Annotated in this window: 11 protein-coding genes; 7 read left to right on the forward strand and 4 right to left on the reverse strand. The window is 51.9% G+C overall.

The genetic code is table 11. The features are described 5' to 3' along the window. The 3 genes from ACX8ZY_RS19485 (at position 1) to ACX8ZY_RS19495 (ending at position 4,910) form a co-directional block, all read left to right on the forward strand. The gene (locus tag ACX8ZY_RS19485) at positions 1–930 is read left to right on the forward strand and encodes a RepB family plasmid replication initiator protein (RefSeq protein WP_010246820.1); all 930 of its coding nucleotides are present in this window, start codon (positions 1–3) and stop codon (positions 928–930) included. 1,801 nt (positions 931–2,731) lie between these two features. Next, complete coding sequence (locus ACX8ZY_RS19490) at positions 2,732–3,931, forward strand: AAA family ATPase (protein ID WP_010246822.1); 1,200 nt, start codon at positions 2,732–2,734, stop codon at positions 3,929–3,931. Positions 3,932–3,938: 7 nt separating this feature from the next. Continuing rightward, entirely contained in the window at positions 3,939–4,910 is a 972-nt protein-coding gene (locus ACX8ZY_RS19495) for a ParB family protein (protein WP_421665449.1), read from the forward strand. Between the two features lie 1,145 nt (positions 4,911–6,055). On the opposite strand, the gene ACX8ZY_RS19500 is transcribed toward ACX8ZY_RS19495, so the two are convergent. Genes ACX8ZY_RS19500 through ACX8ZY_RS19515 form a run of 4 tightly spaced genes read right to left on the reverse strand, consistent with a single transcriptional unit; the run spans position 6,056 to position 10,025 of the window. Then, positions 6,056–7,066, reverse strand: a complete 1,011-nt coding sequence (locus ACX8ZY_RS19500; protein WP_022624574.1) for a transketolase family protein — start codon at positions 7,064–7,066, stop codon at positions 6,056–6,058. 1 nt (position 7,067) lies between these two features. Then, positions 7,068–7,910, reverse strand: a complete 843-nt coding sequence (locus ACX8ZY_RS19505) for a transketolase (protein WP_033779973.1) — start codon at positions 7,908–7,910, stop codon at positions 7,068–7,070. 12 nt (positions 7,911–7,922) lie between these two features. Beyond that, positions 7,923–9,221 carry an MFS transporter gene (locus ACX8ZY_RS19510; protein ID WP_010246829.1) on the reverse strand — a complete coding sequence of 433 codons (1,299 nt, stop codon included), beginning with the start codon at positions 9,219–9,221 and terminating at the stop codon, positions 7,923–7,925. A gap of 54 nt (positions 9,222–9,275) precedes the next feature. Further along, complete coding sequence (locus tag ACX8ZY_RS19515; protein ID WP_421665450.1) at positions 9,276–10,025, reverse strand: SDR family NAD(P)-dependent oxidoreductase; 750 nt, start codon at positions 10,023–10,025, stop codon at positions 9,276–9,278. A 197-nt stretch (positions 10,026–10,222) separates the two neighbouring features. On the opposite strand from ACX8ZY_RS19515, the gene ACX8ZY_RS19520 reads away from it, so the two are divergent. The 4 genes from ACX8ZY_RS19520 to ACX8ZY_RS19535 all read left to right on the forward strand — a co-directional run bounded on the left by ACX8ZY_RS19520 (position 10,223) and on the right by ACX8ZY_RS19535 (position 15,204). Then, the gene (locus tag ACX8ZY_RS19520) at positions 10,223–11,125 is read left to right on the forward strand and encodes a LysR substrate-binding domain-containing protein (protein ID WP_010246833.1); all 903 of its coding nucleotides are present in this window, start codon (positions 10,223–10,225) and stop codon (positions 11,123–11,125) included. A gap of 198 nt (positions 11,126–11,323) precedes the next feature. Continuing rightward, complete coding sequence (locus ACX8ZY_RS19525) at positions 11,324–12,775, forward strand: sugar porter family MFS transporter (RefSeq protein ID WP_421665451.1); 1,452 nt, start codon at positions 11,324–11,326, stop codon at positions 12,773–12,775. 350 nt (positions 12,776–13,125) lie between these two features. Beyond that, entirely contained in the window at positions 13,126–13,686 is a 561-nt protein-coding gene (gene pagP / locus ACX8ZY_RS19530) for a lipid IV(A) palmitoyltransferase PagP (protein ID WP_010246837.1), read from the forward strand. 18 nt (positions 13,687–13,704) lie between these two features. Beyond that, positions 13,705–15,204: an alpha/beta fold hydrolase gene (locus ACX8ZY_RS19535; protein ID WP_033787208.1), complete on the forward strand. Its 1,500-nt coding sequence runs from the start codon at positions 13,705–13,707 to the stop codon at positions 15,202–15,204. The last annotated feature ends 22 nt before the right edge of the window (positions 15,205–15,226 follow it).

Below are 15,226 nucleotides of genomic sequence, written 5' to 3' on the forward strand. Positions count from 1 at the left end.
ATGGCAGATAAAGACAACGAAAACAAAGCGTTACTTGAACCTTTTCTGTCAGTGACAAAAAACAGCGGTGAAGTTATTCAGCTTCATCCCAACAAGAATAATACCGTTCAGCCTGTCGCTTTAATGCGTCTTGGGCTGTTCGTGCCGACGCTGAAATCTACTGCACGCGGTAAATCCGGTGCGATGGCATCAACGGATGCGACGAAAGAGCTGAAGAATCTGACGCTGGTGAAAGCGGAAGGCTACGAAAAGATTACCATTACCGGCGCGCGGCTGGATATGGATAACGATTTCAAAACCTGGGCGGGTATTATTCAATCGTTTTCCCGCTATCCGACCAAAGGCGATACCGTCACGCTACCGTTTATCGATTTTGTGAAGATGTGTGGCATTCCCTCTGCCAACTCTTCAGCTGCCCTGCGCAAGCGTCTTGATGCCTCTCTGCGCCGCATCGCGACCAATACGCTCTCTTTTGAAGGTAACGGCAAGGCCTATCATACCCACCTTGTTCAGTCTGCTTATTACGATCGCGAAAAAGATATTGTGCGCATCCAGGCCGACCCCAAGCTGTTCGAACTCTATAACTTCGACCACAAGGTCCTGCTTCAGCTCCGTGCAATATCCCGTCTGAAGCGTAAAGAGTCTGCGCAGGCGCTTTACACCTTCCTGGAAAGCCTGCCAACCAATCCAGCGCCTATCTCGCTTGCACGCCTGCGTATGCGCCTGAACCTCGGCTCTAAGACCACCACGCAGAACCATGTCGTGCGGCGCGCGATGGAGCAGCTGAAAGAGATCGGTTATCTGGATTACTCAGAAGTGAAGCGTGGCCGCTCAGTCTTTTTTATTATCCACAGCCGTACGCCTAAGCTTGATGGCATCAGTAATCTGGAGAGCATCGATTCGCTGGATGAGATCGAGTTTGATGATTAACTCCTCATGTTCACTGTAATCAGTATTCCTGCGTGGCAGTGTCACTTTCTGCGTTACCGGTGACATTGCGCCATCCACTCTTCATTCACTGTAATCAGTACTCTCCGGGGATTCACTGTGATCAGTAACGTTCACTGTAATCAGTAACCGGGCCGCCGTGCAAATGTGTGTTCAGACCCTACCCCCCTTCAATGCGCCTGATAACAAGGTCTTATAAGTAAGTTAGTACTTACTCTCATATTGGTTAGCACTCACTAATACCGTGTTTACTGATTACAGTGAATGCCCTGACTTCGGTTGGCTAAGCCTCTCTCTGCTGATTACAGTGAATCCTTTTTACTGACTACAGTGAATGCCTTTGCTCTGCCCTGTTCTCAAAGAGCATTACTGGCTGGCCAGCAAATCAGGGTTGGATGCGGTTTACCATGAGGGGTCTGCTCAGCGTGATTCACATGATACGTATGACCTGAATGACACACGTAACCAGAGAGAACAGCGTGACACTGTTACTGATTACAGTGAATGTTTGCTGATGGGCGCTACCGTCGCCTCACCATTGAATCTCTTTAACGGCTTTCCGAATCGCTACTGATTACAGTGAATGTTATTGCCAGATGCCCGGTCTGAGGCGAGTCATAACTGCCATGGCGGGATGCTAATCTTGTACTGATTACAGTGAACGTTCTGCTGATTACAGTGAATGTTTGCTGCGGTGTACCTGAAGGCATCGTGCATTCTACTGATTACAGTGAACGTTAAAGTGAACCTGCTGACGGCATTGCTGATGTAAACGATACGGGGCTGGTGCATGACTGGCTGAAGGGCGACAGAAGAAGCCGTTGCTCGCAAGGTCTGGTCACTTCATGACTCGGAACAACGTCGGCACACTCTGATGCAGAACAGAATCGCCTCTGTCTACTTACTGCTATCTACTGACTCATATTACGACCCCGTCGGCACGCCCTGATTCAGAACAGAATCGCTTCTGTCTACTTACTGCTGACTACTGACTACAGTGAATGTTTGCGCGGTTGTTCTCCTTCTAATGCCTCTTCTGTTTGTGATGTTACTGACTATAGTGAATGTTTACTGCTTTCTGGATTTACTGATTACAGTGAACGTTTATGGGCTTTACGCTTCTGTATCGCAGACCAGAGTTGGTTGTGACGTTGCCGGTGTATATTCCCTCTCCAGATTCCGATGCTTTTATCATCCGCTGAGGATTTTTCAACCCATCCTTACTGACTACAGTGAACGTTTACTCTGCCCTGCTCCCTCTTCTGGCTCCTGATCGGCAAGTTTACTGATTACAGTGAACGTTGCTCTTCACAGAGCTGAACACGTAAAACGCTACTGACTATAGTGAATGTTGCAGTGATGCAGTGGCAAAGATCAGCACAGCAACCTGCAGTCACTGCCTGAAATCCATTTATCAATGTATCCATCGCGCTTTCGCCTGCTCCATAACGTCACCGAAAGAGACACAAGCTTTACTGACTACAGTGAACGTTTGATCTCAAGGTTCGTCTTCTGTGTTCTCCCCCTTTCCCGCTCAATGTACCCGGTTTGTCTGATGATTTTTTAAACCTGTTTGCTCACTACAGTGAATGTTCTGCTGATTACAGTGAATGCTGACCGCAATTAACCTGCAAAATATATTCGGCCAGACGAAATAATGTGATGAAGCTCACCAAAACCCGTGTGGTTACATAAAAACGGAGATTATGTTGAGAAGATAATTTATTGCCTCACGTGCAGGATTTCTGTATAAAGTCATAAATCCTACATGTTTGGAGCAACTATGGCTAATGATGACAAGCAGGTGATGAAGGTTGCGCAGCGTTCAGAACGCATGCTGCTAAGCCTCACCGAGCAAATTCAGGCGCAAAAGCAGGAACTGCATGAAAATACCTACTATCAGGTCTATGCCAAAGCGGCGCTGGCAAAGTTGCCCAAACTGACCCGAGCCAGTGTGGATTACGCAGTCAATGAGATGGAAGAAAGCGGTTATCAATTTGATAAACGTGCGGCCGGTTCTTCCGTTAAATATGCTATGTCGATTCAGAATATTATCGATATCTATCATCATCGTGGCGTGCCGAAGTATCGCGATCGCCATAGTGACGCTTACACCCTGTTTGTCGGTAATCTGAAGGGCGGTGTCTCCAAAACGGTTTCAACCGTCTCGCTGGCACATGCGTTGCGCGCACATCCCCATCTGCTTTTTGAAGATTTGCGCATCCTGGTTATCGACCTTGATCCGCAGTCCTCAGCAACCATGTTTCTGAACCACGAGCGCTCCGTCGGGCTGGTGGAAGCGACTGCGGCGCAGGCAATGCTGCAGAATGTCTCACGAGATGAGCTGGTCAACGAGTTTATCGTTCCGTCGATCATTCCGGGTGTGGATGTGCTGCCAGCATCGATTGATGACGCCTTTATCGCCTCAAGCTGGGATCAGCTTTGTGCTGAGCATCTTCCGCAACAGAACGTTCACGCCGTGTTGTATGACAACGTTATTGCCAAACTGAAAAAAGATTATGACTTTATCTTTATCGACAGCGGCCCGCATCTTGATGCCTTCCTGAAGAATGCGATTGCAGCGTCAGATCTTCTGATGACTCCGGTGCCACCGGCTCAGGTAGACTTTCACTCGACACTGAAATACCTGACTCGTCTTCCGGAACTGATTGCGATTATCGAAGACTCCGGCGCGACCTGTCGGCTGCAGGGTAATATTGGCTTCATGTCGAAGCTCTCCAATAAAGCAGACCACAAACTCTGTCATAGCCTGGCAAAAGAGATTTTTGGTGGCGACATGCTTGATGCTGCCCTTCCCCGCCTTGATGGTTTCGAACGTTGTGGCGAATCCTTTGATACGGTTATCTCCGCCAATCCTTCGACCTACGTCGGCAGCAGCGAAGCGTTGAAGAATGCACGATCCGCCGCAGAAGACTTTGCTAAAGCCGTCTTCGACCGTATCGAATTTATTCGCCTGAACTGAGGTTTGTATGAGCGCAAAAAGAATTACGATTGGCAGAACCTTCAGCCAGACTCCACTGGAAAATGACACGCCAGACAGCCAGCACAACCAGACATTCGTTCTGGCAACGGGCAAGCGCGCCCTGTTTCGCTTTGAACGCATTGCCGCCAGCGACGTTGAAAGCAAAACGTTCGTCACAATGGAAACCAACGGTCGCGATCAGGCAGGCCTGACACCTGATTCGCTGCGCGACATTATCCGGACCATTAAGCTGCAGCAGTTCTTTCCCGCTATTGGCGTGATGCGCGATGACCGCATCGAAATCCTGGATGGCTCACGTCGTCGTGCAGCCGCACTCTACTGCAAAACCGGCCTGGACGTGCTGATCACTGACGCGGCCATCACCGCTGATGAAGCCCGCCGACTGGCGCAGGATATTCAGACGGCACGGGAACACAATCTGCGCGAAGTGGGTATGCGTCTGTTAACACTTAAAGATGGCGGTTTGTCGCAGAAGGAGATTGCTGAAAATCAGGGTTTGTCCCAGGCGAAAGTGACGCGTGCCCTGCAGGCCGCCAGCGTTCCATCAGATTTGATTTCACTTTTTCCTAATCACGCTGAGCTGACCTATCCCGACTATAAAGCGTTGTTACAGGCAGCGGACAAGTTGAGTGAGTCGGGGCAAAGCGTTGAAGCTCTGATCAAATCCATTTCCAGGGAAATTGATGTGGTCTGTGCCCGTGAAGGTCTGGCCGAGGACGAGCTTAAAAATCATATTCTGCGTCTGATTCGACAGGGCAGCCAGACTCTGATCAAAGAACCGGAGAAAGATAAAACCCAGGCGACTGCGCTCTGGTCTTTTGCTGATAAAGATCGGTTCGCCCGAAAAAAGGTACGCGGACGGATGTTCAGTTATGAATTTAACCGGCAGTCGAAAGAGTTGCAGGAAGAGCTGGATAAAGTTGTTGCGGAGACCCTGAAAAAATATCTCAACCGTTAACGTATATGCACTCAAATCAGCCAGCGATAAACGCTGGCTTTTTTTTCGATTTTTGTAGCGAGTCGTCGTTAAAAGAGATGGCGGACACCCAAATTTCAGGCTGAAATCGCCAGATTTTTAAGTGTGAATTCCTGCTTAAGATATTGAAATATAATAAATTTATTTATTATCTCTTGCTGAAAAACTGCATGAAATCGCCACTTCGCTGAACTCTTTCGCCAGATACCTAGGCCCCTTCCAAACCGCACAGGTCACTATAAACAGAGATAACGTTTTTCGTCTGATGCTATCGTTGATGAATCTCATCGCCGTTAGCGCGCATCCGACGGTCAGAATATTGCAAGTAATGATTTTCCGGGGCTGGTTCATTAGTGACCAATCAACCCCCACTGAACCTCAGTAACAGCGTACCGGCTTCACACACTCCGCTAAACCCTCTGCCTGGCCTTTCTCCAAACATTAGCTAGCCAGCGATATTTCGTGATTAACTGTTTGTTTTTAATATAAAAGATGCAAGAATTTCAGCCTGAAATCGCCATGCCTGCAGTTAAACGCTCCCACGTTTCAGGCCTGAGGGCGAACGGATAAGATCAGAAAAGAGGCGTATCTTGAGAGCAGTAAAGTCCTGAACAGAGAGTGAAAAAAGATACTCAGAAACTATCCCTCACTTATCCACAGAAAAAGTGGATAACTTTTTCTGCGCGATAAAATTTTTTTTGAAGAGGTGCGATACAAGATGCAGCTTTGGCAGGGAACTCCATTAAAACCTGATCAGCGCGAAAAGATTGTCACAGTCTGCTCATGACGGAAAGGTAGTTGCATGGCATCAGATTCACTGTATTGGGTAAAGCAGATGAAATCGGCAGCTTACGGACGAAGAGCCCCTATCGGCCTACCTGATAAAAGGCGATGGCTCACTGCACTGCTGTTTACAGTGAATTGCGAGAAATAACGTCTGTATGGCATTGAACCGGGTTATAAGTGGCTGTTATCAGCATACAGCGTAGTTGCTGATGCGCAGAGAGTGCTGACCACTGCAATCAGTAATCAGACCGATGTGAAGTGACGTAATGCAATGATGATCTTCCACGGCAGCAGCGAACCTATGCAGAAGAAAACCGGGCCAGGCCCGGTTTTGATATGAATCAGGCTTCAAGCCAGGCGGTGATTTGCTTAACCATGGCATCCGTTGAGATGCCATAACGGTCATGCAGCGTCGGTAGTGCGCCTGCTGCAAGGAAAGCATCCGGCAGCGCAATCTGTTTAAAGCGCGGTGTCACATGGTTTCGCATTAACAGGCCGGCAATAGCTTCGCCTAAGCCACCGGTTATCGAATGATTTTCAGCGGTGATAACCAGCTGGTTATGATGCAGTGCTACTCCCGCCTCACGCAGGATGGTCTCTTCATCCAGAGGCTTAATCATGGGTGAGTGAACCACACCGACCTCAATCCCCTGCTTCTCCAGCGCTTCAGCGGCCTCAAGCGCCCGCATGGTCATCAATCCGCTGCTGATAATAACGGCATGCTTACCGCCGCGCAGGCGCTGAGCCTTACCGTGCTGATAGCGATAGTCATATTTATCCAGCACCAGCGGAACCTTACCGCGCAGCAGGCGCAAATAGACCGGACCCTGATGTTCAGCGATAGCCGGTATCACCTGGCTAATCTCCAGTGCATCGCAGGGATCGATGATAGTCAGGTTCGGCATGCCACGGAAGATTGCCAGGTCATCAGTCGCCTGATGACTCGGTCCATAACCGGTGGTCAGGCCCGGCAGTGCGCAGGCGATTTTAACGTTCAGATTCTCTTCGGCGATGGCCATGCAGATAAAATCATAAGCGCGGCGGGAAGCAAAGACGGCATAAGTGGTGACAAAAGGCATAAAGCCTTCACGCGCCATACCTGCTGCGGCGCTCATCAGTAACTGTTCCGCCATGCCCATCTGATAAAAGCGTTTCGGAAAAGCCTCTGCGAACAGGTGCAGATCGGTGTATTTACTTAAATCAGCCGTCAGACCGACCACATCTGAGCGCTGCTCTGCCAGAGAGACCAGGGCATGTCCAAAAGGAGCTGAAACCGTGGGCTGGCCTTCAGCGGCGATCGAGGCGATCATGGCGGATGTGGTCAGACGTTTTTTTTGCGGTTGTGAACTCATCTCAGACTCCTTGCTCAAGTGCTGTCAGGGCTTTGTCCCACTCATCGGCATCGACCCGAATAAAGTGGGTTTTCTCACGACTTTCCAGAAACGGCACCCCTTTGCCCATTCGGGTATCGCAAATGATGACGCGCGGCTGGGGTTCGGGCCAGCTGCGAGCCGCATCAAAGGCGGCCTGCAAAGCAGAGATATCGTTGCCATCAACCCGCTGGGTGTACCAGCCAAAAGCCTGCCAGCGATCCACAATGGGTTCAAAAGCGAGAATCTCACTGCTATGGCCGTCAGCCTGCTGATTGTTGACGTCGATAAGGGCGATCAGGTTATCAAGTTGCCAGTGTGAGGCGGACATTGCCGCTTCCCAGGTAGAGCCTTCATTCAGTTCACCATCTGAAAGCAGGTTATAGACTCGTGCCTGCGAGCCTTTCTGTTTCAGCCCCAGACAGGCACCCACGGCAATACCTAATCCATGACCCAGTGAACCGCCGGTAATTTCCATGCCTGGGGTATAGGCAGCCATGCCGGACATCGGCAAGCGGCTCTCATCAGTCCCATAAGTTTCCCTTTCTTCTTCAGGTATCACGCCTGCTTCCAGCAAGGCGGCGTAAAGGGCGATAGCGTAATGGCCAATCGACAGATAGAAGCGATCGCGCTCTTCCCACTCAGGTTGATCCGGCCGGTAATTCATGGCGTGGAAATAGCTGACAGCAAGCAAATCGGCGGCACCCAGCGCCTGACCGATATATCCCTGACCCTGAATCTGCCCCATTAATAAGGCATGGCGGCGAATATTGGTGGCTCGTTGCTGCAATGAGAGCACGTGTGAAGCGTGACGAGAGTCAGTCATATTACCTCCTGATTAACGATTAACGTCCGCTGCCCGGATGCGCAGCACGCATAGCGCGCCACCCAGCAGGACGGCAGCAATAAAGTACATTCCGGAAGCGGGCGTACCGGTTGCGGTGGTGATGGTGCCTATCAGCCACGGTGAGAAAAAACCGGCCAGATTAGCAATGCAGTTCACGGCGGCGATGCCTGCGGCGGCAGAGACGCCACCTAACAGATTGGTCGGCAACATCCAGAACAGCGATGAGGCGGAAAGAATGCCCGCAGCGGCAATACAAAGGGAGAGCAGTGACAGGGAAACGCTATGGCTCAGCAGAGTTGCCAGCGTCAGTCCGGTGAGTCCGATCAGCATTGGAACAATCAGATGCCAGCGGCGTTCACGATAGCGATCGCCACTGCGCCCGGCCAGCAGCATAAAGATAATGGCGCAGAGGTAAGGCAGACTGGTCAGCAGCCCAATATGCAGCGGTTCACTGACGCCTGAGTTTCTCACCAGCGTCGGTAACCAGAACGTCAGGGCGTACTGACCCATCACCACACAGAAGTAGATCAGCGCCAGCAGCCACAGACGACGGTCGGCGACAAAGGCTTTTACCGTGCCATGACAGGCTTTCTGCTGATTATCCTCATCCAGATCGGCACGCACCCGGCGTTTCTCATCTTCGTCCAGCCAATCTGCCTGTTCAACACGATCCTTCAGAACCAGCAGTACCACTAATCCCATAACAAGGGTGGGGATAGCTTCCAGCATAAACATCCACTGCCAGCCTGCCCATCCGTGAAAGCCTGCAAAGGTCGCCATAATCCAGCCTGAGAGCGGGCCGCCAATCATCCCTGAGAGTGGAATGGCGACAAACCAGAGCACGGTCATACGTGCGCGACGGTGTGATGGAAACCAGTAGGTCAGGTAGAGCAGTAAACCTGGCGCAAGACCGGCCTCGGCGACGCCGAGCAGAAAGCGCAGCAGGTAGAACTGCCATGCGGTTTCTACAAAGGCGAACAGGGCTGAGATGATTCCCCATGTGATCATAATGCGGGCAATCCAGCGGCGTGCGCCGACACGGTGCAGGATCAGGTTACTCGGCACCTCAAAGAAGAAGTAGCCGATAAAAAAGATCCCGGCACCCAGTCCATACACGGTTTCGCTGAGAGACAAATCATCCATCATCTGTAATTTAGCGAAGCCCACATTGACGCGATCAAGATAGGCGCAGAGATAACAGAGCATCAGCCAGGGCATCAGGCGCCAGGCAATTTTGCGATAGGTGATATCGCGCGCAGCAGAGGCTGCGCTCAGATTAAGCGTGGTCATGGTGTTCACTCCCGAGGTTACCCCGCCAGGCGTGCGGGCAGGGAAGGGCGCTATTTAATGGATCAGCATGCCGCCGTTCACATCCAGCGTGATGCCGGTGAGATAACCGGAGAGATCGCTGGCGAGAAACAGCGCAGCGTTGGCGACGTCACTGGCGGACCCAAGGCGGCCGAGCGGAATTCCGTCGAGAATGGCGTGGCGGCGTTCATCCTGTAACAGGCCACCAGTGATGTCCGTCTGGATCAGACCGGGCGTCAGGGCATTAATGCGTATCTGGTCAGGGCCAAATTCGCGCGCCATCGCTTTAGTCAGGCCCAGAACGCCCGCTTTAGCGGCACTGTAGTGCGGGCCGCCGAAAATCCCGCCGCCGCGCTGTGCTGAGACCGAGGACAGGCAGATGATGCTGCCGCCTTTCTGCTGCTGCATGGTGGGGATCACCGCCTGAGACATCAGCAGCGTGCCGCGCAGATTGACATCAAGAATACGGTTGTAATCCTCGATGCCGATTTCCAGTGTTTTAACCGGCTGAGTAATACCTGCATTGTTGACCAGCACATCAATACGGCCGAAGTGCTCAAGAACCTGGTCGATGGCACGACGAACAGAGAGGGGATCGGTTACATCGGTGGCCAGGCCGAGATGCCCGTCACCACAAGACAGTGCGCTGGCCTGGGCGGCCTGCAGATCTAAATCGAGCACTATTACGCGCGCGCCATGCTGAGCAAAACAGGCGGCTGTGGCCCGGCCAATGCCGCGCTGAGAGGCGGCACCTGTAATAATCGCAACTTTATTTTCGAGTAACATTGTCTACTCCAGAAAAATAATTATTAGTGGTTCGGTATCGCTACCGGCAGGGTCACGATCAGAATTGATAAAGCGGCTAATATTGGCAATGCAAAAAAATTCATTTGATGCTGAATGAATTTGTTGGTTTGATGCAGTTAACAATTCTGCGATTTAAAAATGGGCACACATCACAAAATTCCAGTGTGGAGAGGCGGATGGAAAAGCAGTCTGATCACTTACCTTCGATTAAATCACTGCGGGTTTTTGAGCAGGTGGCCCATTTTGGTAATGTCGCGCGTGCGGCCGAGGAATTAAGTATTACGCCTTCGGCGGCCAGTCATCAGCTGGCAAAACTGGAGCGTGAACTGGGCTGTATTCTGTTTAATCGTTCGGCAAAGGGCGTAGTGCTGACGCTGTCGGGTGAGCATTACCTCAGGGAGATTGGTCCGATACTGCTGAGTCTGACGCAGGCGACTGCACGCATCAGTAACGAGAAAGCCCGCAGCAACCTCAGGATCCACTGCGCGCCCAGTTTCGGTCTGCTGTGGCTGTTGCCGCGCATCCATAAATTTCGCGACAGCTATCCCGAGTTCCAGCTCACGCTCTCCTGCTCTTACGAGAATTTATCTTTCAGCCGCGACAATATTGATATTGCGATACGCCATGGATTCCCGGACTGGAACTCATTCGAGATTAAAACGATCCGCCACGAAAGAATGTCGGTGCTGGCCTCGCCTGAGTATCTGAAAAAACATCCTGTTAATCAGGCCGCTGATTTAATTCATCATGCGCTGATATTATCGGAGTCGCCGCTTATTCAGTGGCCGCAGTGGTTTGCTTCTCAGCAATTACCTCAGCCAGATAAAGAGTGGTTATTTCGCTTTGATCGCTCTTATATGAGTCTTGAGGCGGCGATGTTAGGCCACGGTCTTATATTTGAAAGTGAATTGCTGGCGGAGGATTATCTGCGCAGTGGAAAACTGGTCAGAGTCTTGTCCGAACAGGAGAGTCTGCCCGTCAGCGCCCATCATCTGGTCTTCCCGCGTGGATTTGCCCAGTTTCCCCGCGTCGCGCATTTCCTGAGCTGGATCCAGCAGGAACTGAAAGTGTTAACCTAATGTTAAAATAACTTTCACGACGTCATTATTGCGCTGGTTTATTTATCCGGTTAACTATCCCTGTTATAAAATCGCATTGCTAAAGCTAACTTTTAAATACCGTCTACACTTCTTTACCCACTCGGTAAATATGTTCCATTTCTATTCCGTATGAAATTTAATCAAACGGATGTTTAACTAATTAATGGCAGGGATATTATGAGTACGAATACACCAGACTCTGGTGAAGCGGGCGATCACGCGCCTGCGGATACGGTACGCCAGCGCATTTTTTTAGTGGTACTGGTTGCCACTATGGGCGCGCTGGCTTTTGGTTATGACACCGGGATAATCTCGGGTGCGTTACCCTACATGACCTCATCACCCGATCAGGGTGGACTTGGACTGAATTCATTCACTGAAGGGCTGGTAGCCTCTTCGCTGGTGTTCGGTGCCGCGATAGGCTCTTTCCTGAGTGGTTTCTTCTCTGACCGGTTTGGCCGGCGTATTACACTACGCAGCCTGGCGGTTATTTTTGTGCTGGGTTCACTGGGAACAGCGCTGGCGCCTTCTGTCAATGTCATGGTGGCAATGCGCTTCCTGCTGGGGATTGCTGTCGGTGGCGGTTCCTCTACCGTGCCGGTGTTTATCGCCGAAATTGCCGGACCGCGCCTGCGTGCGCCGCTGGTCAGCCGCAATGAGCTGATGATCGTTACCGGACAGCTCATTGCTTATGTTGCCAGTACGCTGCTGAGCTATCTGCTGCATGATGAGCACCTGTGGCGCTACATGCTGGCAATTGCCATGGTGCCGGGTCTTTTGCTGTTTATCGGCACGTTCTTCGTTCCCGCCTCACCACACTGGCTGGTCGCGGAAGGGCGTCTGAAAGAGGCTAAAAAGATCCTGAAATATCTGCGTGAAACGCCGCGTGAAGTGCGCCATGAGATGGCGCAGATGAAGAAGCAGGCGAGGGCGGCGGAACGTGGGCCGGATGCGAAAACCCTGATCCGTGAAAAGTGGGTGATTCGCCTGATGGTTATCGGCGTCGGTCTGGGCTTTGTCGCCCAGTTCACCGGGGTAAATGGTTTTATGTATTACACCCCGATCATCCTTAAACAGACCGGACTTGGCACCAGCGCCTCGATTGCCGCGACCATCGGTAACGGCGTGGTCTCAGTGGTGGCGGCGATTGTAGGTATCTGGGCGGTCAGTCGCTTCCCGCGCCGGACGATGCTGATTACCGGCCTGTGTCTGGTGGTCGCTTCGCAGATTATGCTGGGCAGCGTGATGACCTTTATCGCTCCCAGCCTGATGCAGAGCTACCTCGCCCTGGCCTGTATTCTGCTGTTCCTGTTCTGCATGCAGATGTGCATCTCGCCGGTCTACTGGCTGATGATGTCGGAGCTGTTCCCGATGCAGCTGCGTGGCGTATTAACCGGCGGCGCTGTCTCACTACAGTGGATCTTTAACGCGATAGTCGCCTTCGGTTTTCCACCGATAATGGAATATGCTGGTAGCACCACCTTCTTCATCTTTGCCGCGATTAACGTCGGGTCACTGTTCTTCGTGATGGCGATGGTGCCAGAGACGCGGGGCAAAAGCCTGGAAGAGATTGAGTCACACATGAAAGAGAAGTTTGGTGAAAAGCCAAAAGAGGCTCAAGCCTCGTGAGTCTCCCACCGGATTCAGCCCACCGGCTGAATCCGGTTTTACCTCCTTATCGCCTTATCTTGTTATCTTCTTACTTACATACCGTTGCACCGCATTTTCCCGGTCCTTATCCTCACTAAATCCCAGCAGACAACATTCACTGTAATCAGCCATTTTTCCTCTTTTCCTCGATTAATTTTCAAACAGGTCTGGCGATTTCAGGCTGAAATCGCCAGACCCTGACTGAATAAGCTGTCGTTATTGTCTTCAGAAACTACCGGTTAAGCGAAGCATGACCGCTGACAAAGATTGCCTCAGGCTCTGCGCTATACTCATTTTTCATCTGCTCCGCACGCTGACCGGTACGCACTATGAAAATTTCAACCACCACGGCAGTTTTTGCCGCATTGCTGACTGCTGCGCCATTGCATGCTGAAAACACACCAATCTCCTCCTGGTGGAATGGATTCACTGACGATGTTGCGCAGACCTGGAACGCGCCTCAGCATACCGATCTCTACCTGCCATTTATCAGCTGGCACGCCCGCTTTATGTACGACAAAGAAAAAACCGATAACTATAACGAGAATCCCTGGGGAGGCGGTCTGGGCATTTCCCGCTACAGCGACAGCGGCAACTGGAGCGCGCTTTATGCAATGGCTTTCAAAGACTCACACAATGAGTGGCAGCCGATTGTCGGTTATGGCTGGGAGAAGGGCTGGTATCCAGGTTCGAATCAGGACTTTCGTCTTGGCGCGGGATTAACCGCCGGTATCACCGCACGCGAAGATTTTGGTAACTATATTCCGCTACCGATTATTCTGCCGCTGTTCTCTGCCGGTTATAAGGCGCTGAATGTACAGTTCACCTATATTCCGGGCACGTACAATAATGGCAACGTGCTGTTCGCGTGGTTTCGCTATGCATTTTAATTTTTCAGGAAAGGATTTATGACCCGTAGGTGGAAAACCGTCACCCGCAGGCTCTGGCGTCTTGCGATTGTGTCTGGAGTATTGTTACTGCTGCTACTGATTATTCGAATCTATGAAGCGGAGCGCGGGCCGGAGTTACATCGCTGGCACACCTGGGTCCCGCATGAACTGACAGTGGAACAGCTTGATAATGCGACCTATGCTGACTACCTCAAGGCCGAAAATCATCTGTTCGACGAGATGAAGCAACAGGTCAGTGACCGACTGGATGCGGAAGAAAAAACGCCACTCAACCGATACTATGCTGGCAGCATGATCTATCCGGGGCATTTCGCGCAGGACTGGAACCGTTCCTATATTCTGCAACCGACGGGCAGGCCGCGCGGTGCGGTAGTGCTGTTACATGGACTGACCGACAGTCCTTACAGTCTGCGGCATGTGGCAGAGGCTTACCGTCAGCAGGGTTATGTGGCGGTGGCGATACGGTTACCGGGTCACGGTACGGTGCCTGCGGGTCTGACCGATGTTGACTGGCAGGACTGGATGGCCGCCACACGCCTGGCGGTGCGGGAAGCGACCCGGCTGGCGGGCACGCAGACGCCGCTGCATCTGGTGGGTTTCTCGAACGGCGGGGCGCTGGCGGTAAAATATGCGCTCGACAGCCTGGGCGATCACACGCTGCGTCGTCCGCAGCAATTGATTCTGTTATCGCCGATGATCGGTGTGACTCGTTTTGCCCGGTTCGCAGGTGTTGCCGGGTTGCCCTCTGTTTTCCCTGCCTTTTCGAAAACGGCCTGGCTGAATATCGTGCCGGAGTTTAATCCGTTTAAATACAACTCTTTTCCGGTTCACGCTGCCCGGCAGACCTATTTGCTGACGCAGGCGCTGCAGAAAGAGATCCTGCAATATGCGCGTAATCAGCAGCTCTCCGGTTTCCCGCCCGTGCTAACCTTTCAGTCGGTGATGGACTCCACCGTCAGTACGCCTTCGGTCATCCGCTCGCTCTATAATTATCTGCCAGTGAACGGCAGCGAACTGGTGCTGTTCGATATCAATCAGGCGGTCAGCGTCAGTCCGTTATTCCGCCACTCCTCATATACCGCGGTTAATCAGCTGTTGCCTGCAGCGCGTCGGAATTACTCATCCACGGTGATCACTAATGCCTCCGCCACCTCACTGGAGATGGTGACAAAAAGCGTTCCCGCGGGAGAGATGCAGGAACGGATTCAGCCGCTGGCAATTGCCTATCCTGCGGGTCTCTACTCGCTGTCGCACGTTGCGATTCCGTTCCCGGCCGAGGATGGGTTATATGGCAGTGCGCCCGCGCAGAAGAATGAGTTTGGTATCAGTTTTGGGACGTTGTCACTGCGCGGCGAGAGTGCAGTACTGATTGTCGGGCTGGACTCAATTATGCGCGCCACCTCTAACCCGTTTTATCCTTATATGATTAACCGAATCGATCATCACATCAGTTGTAGCGACAAGCCGCAACTTGCGGCCTGCCTCAGCAGTTTCTGAATCAGTACAGCATCAGGCCCGC

The sequence above is a fragment of the Pantoea sp. XAF26B01_ASV70 genome (genome assembly GCF_054512635.1).

Coding starts and splice junctions, on each gene's coding strand:
- ACX8ZY_RS19535 (WP_033787208.1), top strand. CDS start 13,705: ATGACCCGTAGGTGGAAAACCGTCACCCGCAGGCTCTGGCGTCTTGCG.
- ACX8ZY_RS19495 (WP_421665449.1), top strand. CDS start 3,939: ATGAGCGCAAAAAGAATTACGATTGGCAGAACCTTCAGCCAGACTCCA.
- ACX8ZY_RS19490 (WP_010246822.1), top strand. CDS start 2,732: ATGGCTAATGATGACAAGCAGGTGATGAAGGTTGCGCAGCGTTCAGAA.
- ACX8ZY_RS19505 (WP_033779973.1), bottom strand. CDS start 7,910: ATGACTGACTCTCGTCACGCTTCACACGTGCTCTCATTGCAGCAACGA.
- ACX8ZY_RS19510 (WP_010246829.1), bottom strand. CDS start 9,221: ATGACCACGCTTAATCTGAGCGCAGCCTCTGCTGCGCGCGATATCACC.
- ACX8ZY_RS19485 (WP_010246820.1), top strand. CDS start 1: ATGGCAGATAAAGACAACGAAAACAAAGCGTTACTTGAACCTTTTCTG.
- pagP (WP_010246837.1), top strand. CDS start 13,126: ATGAAAATTTCAACCACCACGGCAGTTTTTGCCGCATTGCTGACTGCT.
- ACX8ZY_RS19520 (WP_010246833.1), top strand. CDS start 10,223: ATGGAAAAGCAGTCTGATCACTTACCTTCGATTAAATCACTGCGGGTT.
- ACX8ZY_RS19500 (WP_022624574.1), bottom strand. CDS start 7,066: ATGAGTTCACAACCGCAAAAAAAACGTCTGACCACATCCGCCATGATC.
- ACX8ZY_RS19525 (WP_421665451.1), top strand. CDS start 11,324: ATGAGTACGAATACACCAGACTCTGGTGAAGCGGGCGATCACGCGCCT.
- ACX8ZY_RS19515 (WP_421665450.1), bottom strand. CDS start 10,025: ATGTTACTCGAAAATAAAGTTGCGATTATTACAGGTGCCGCCTCTCAG.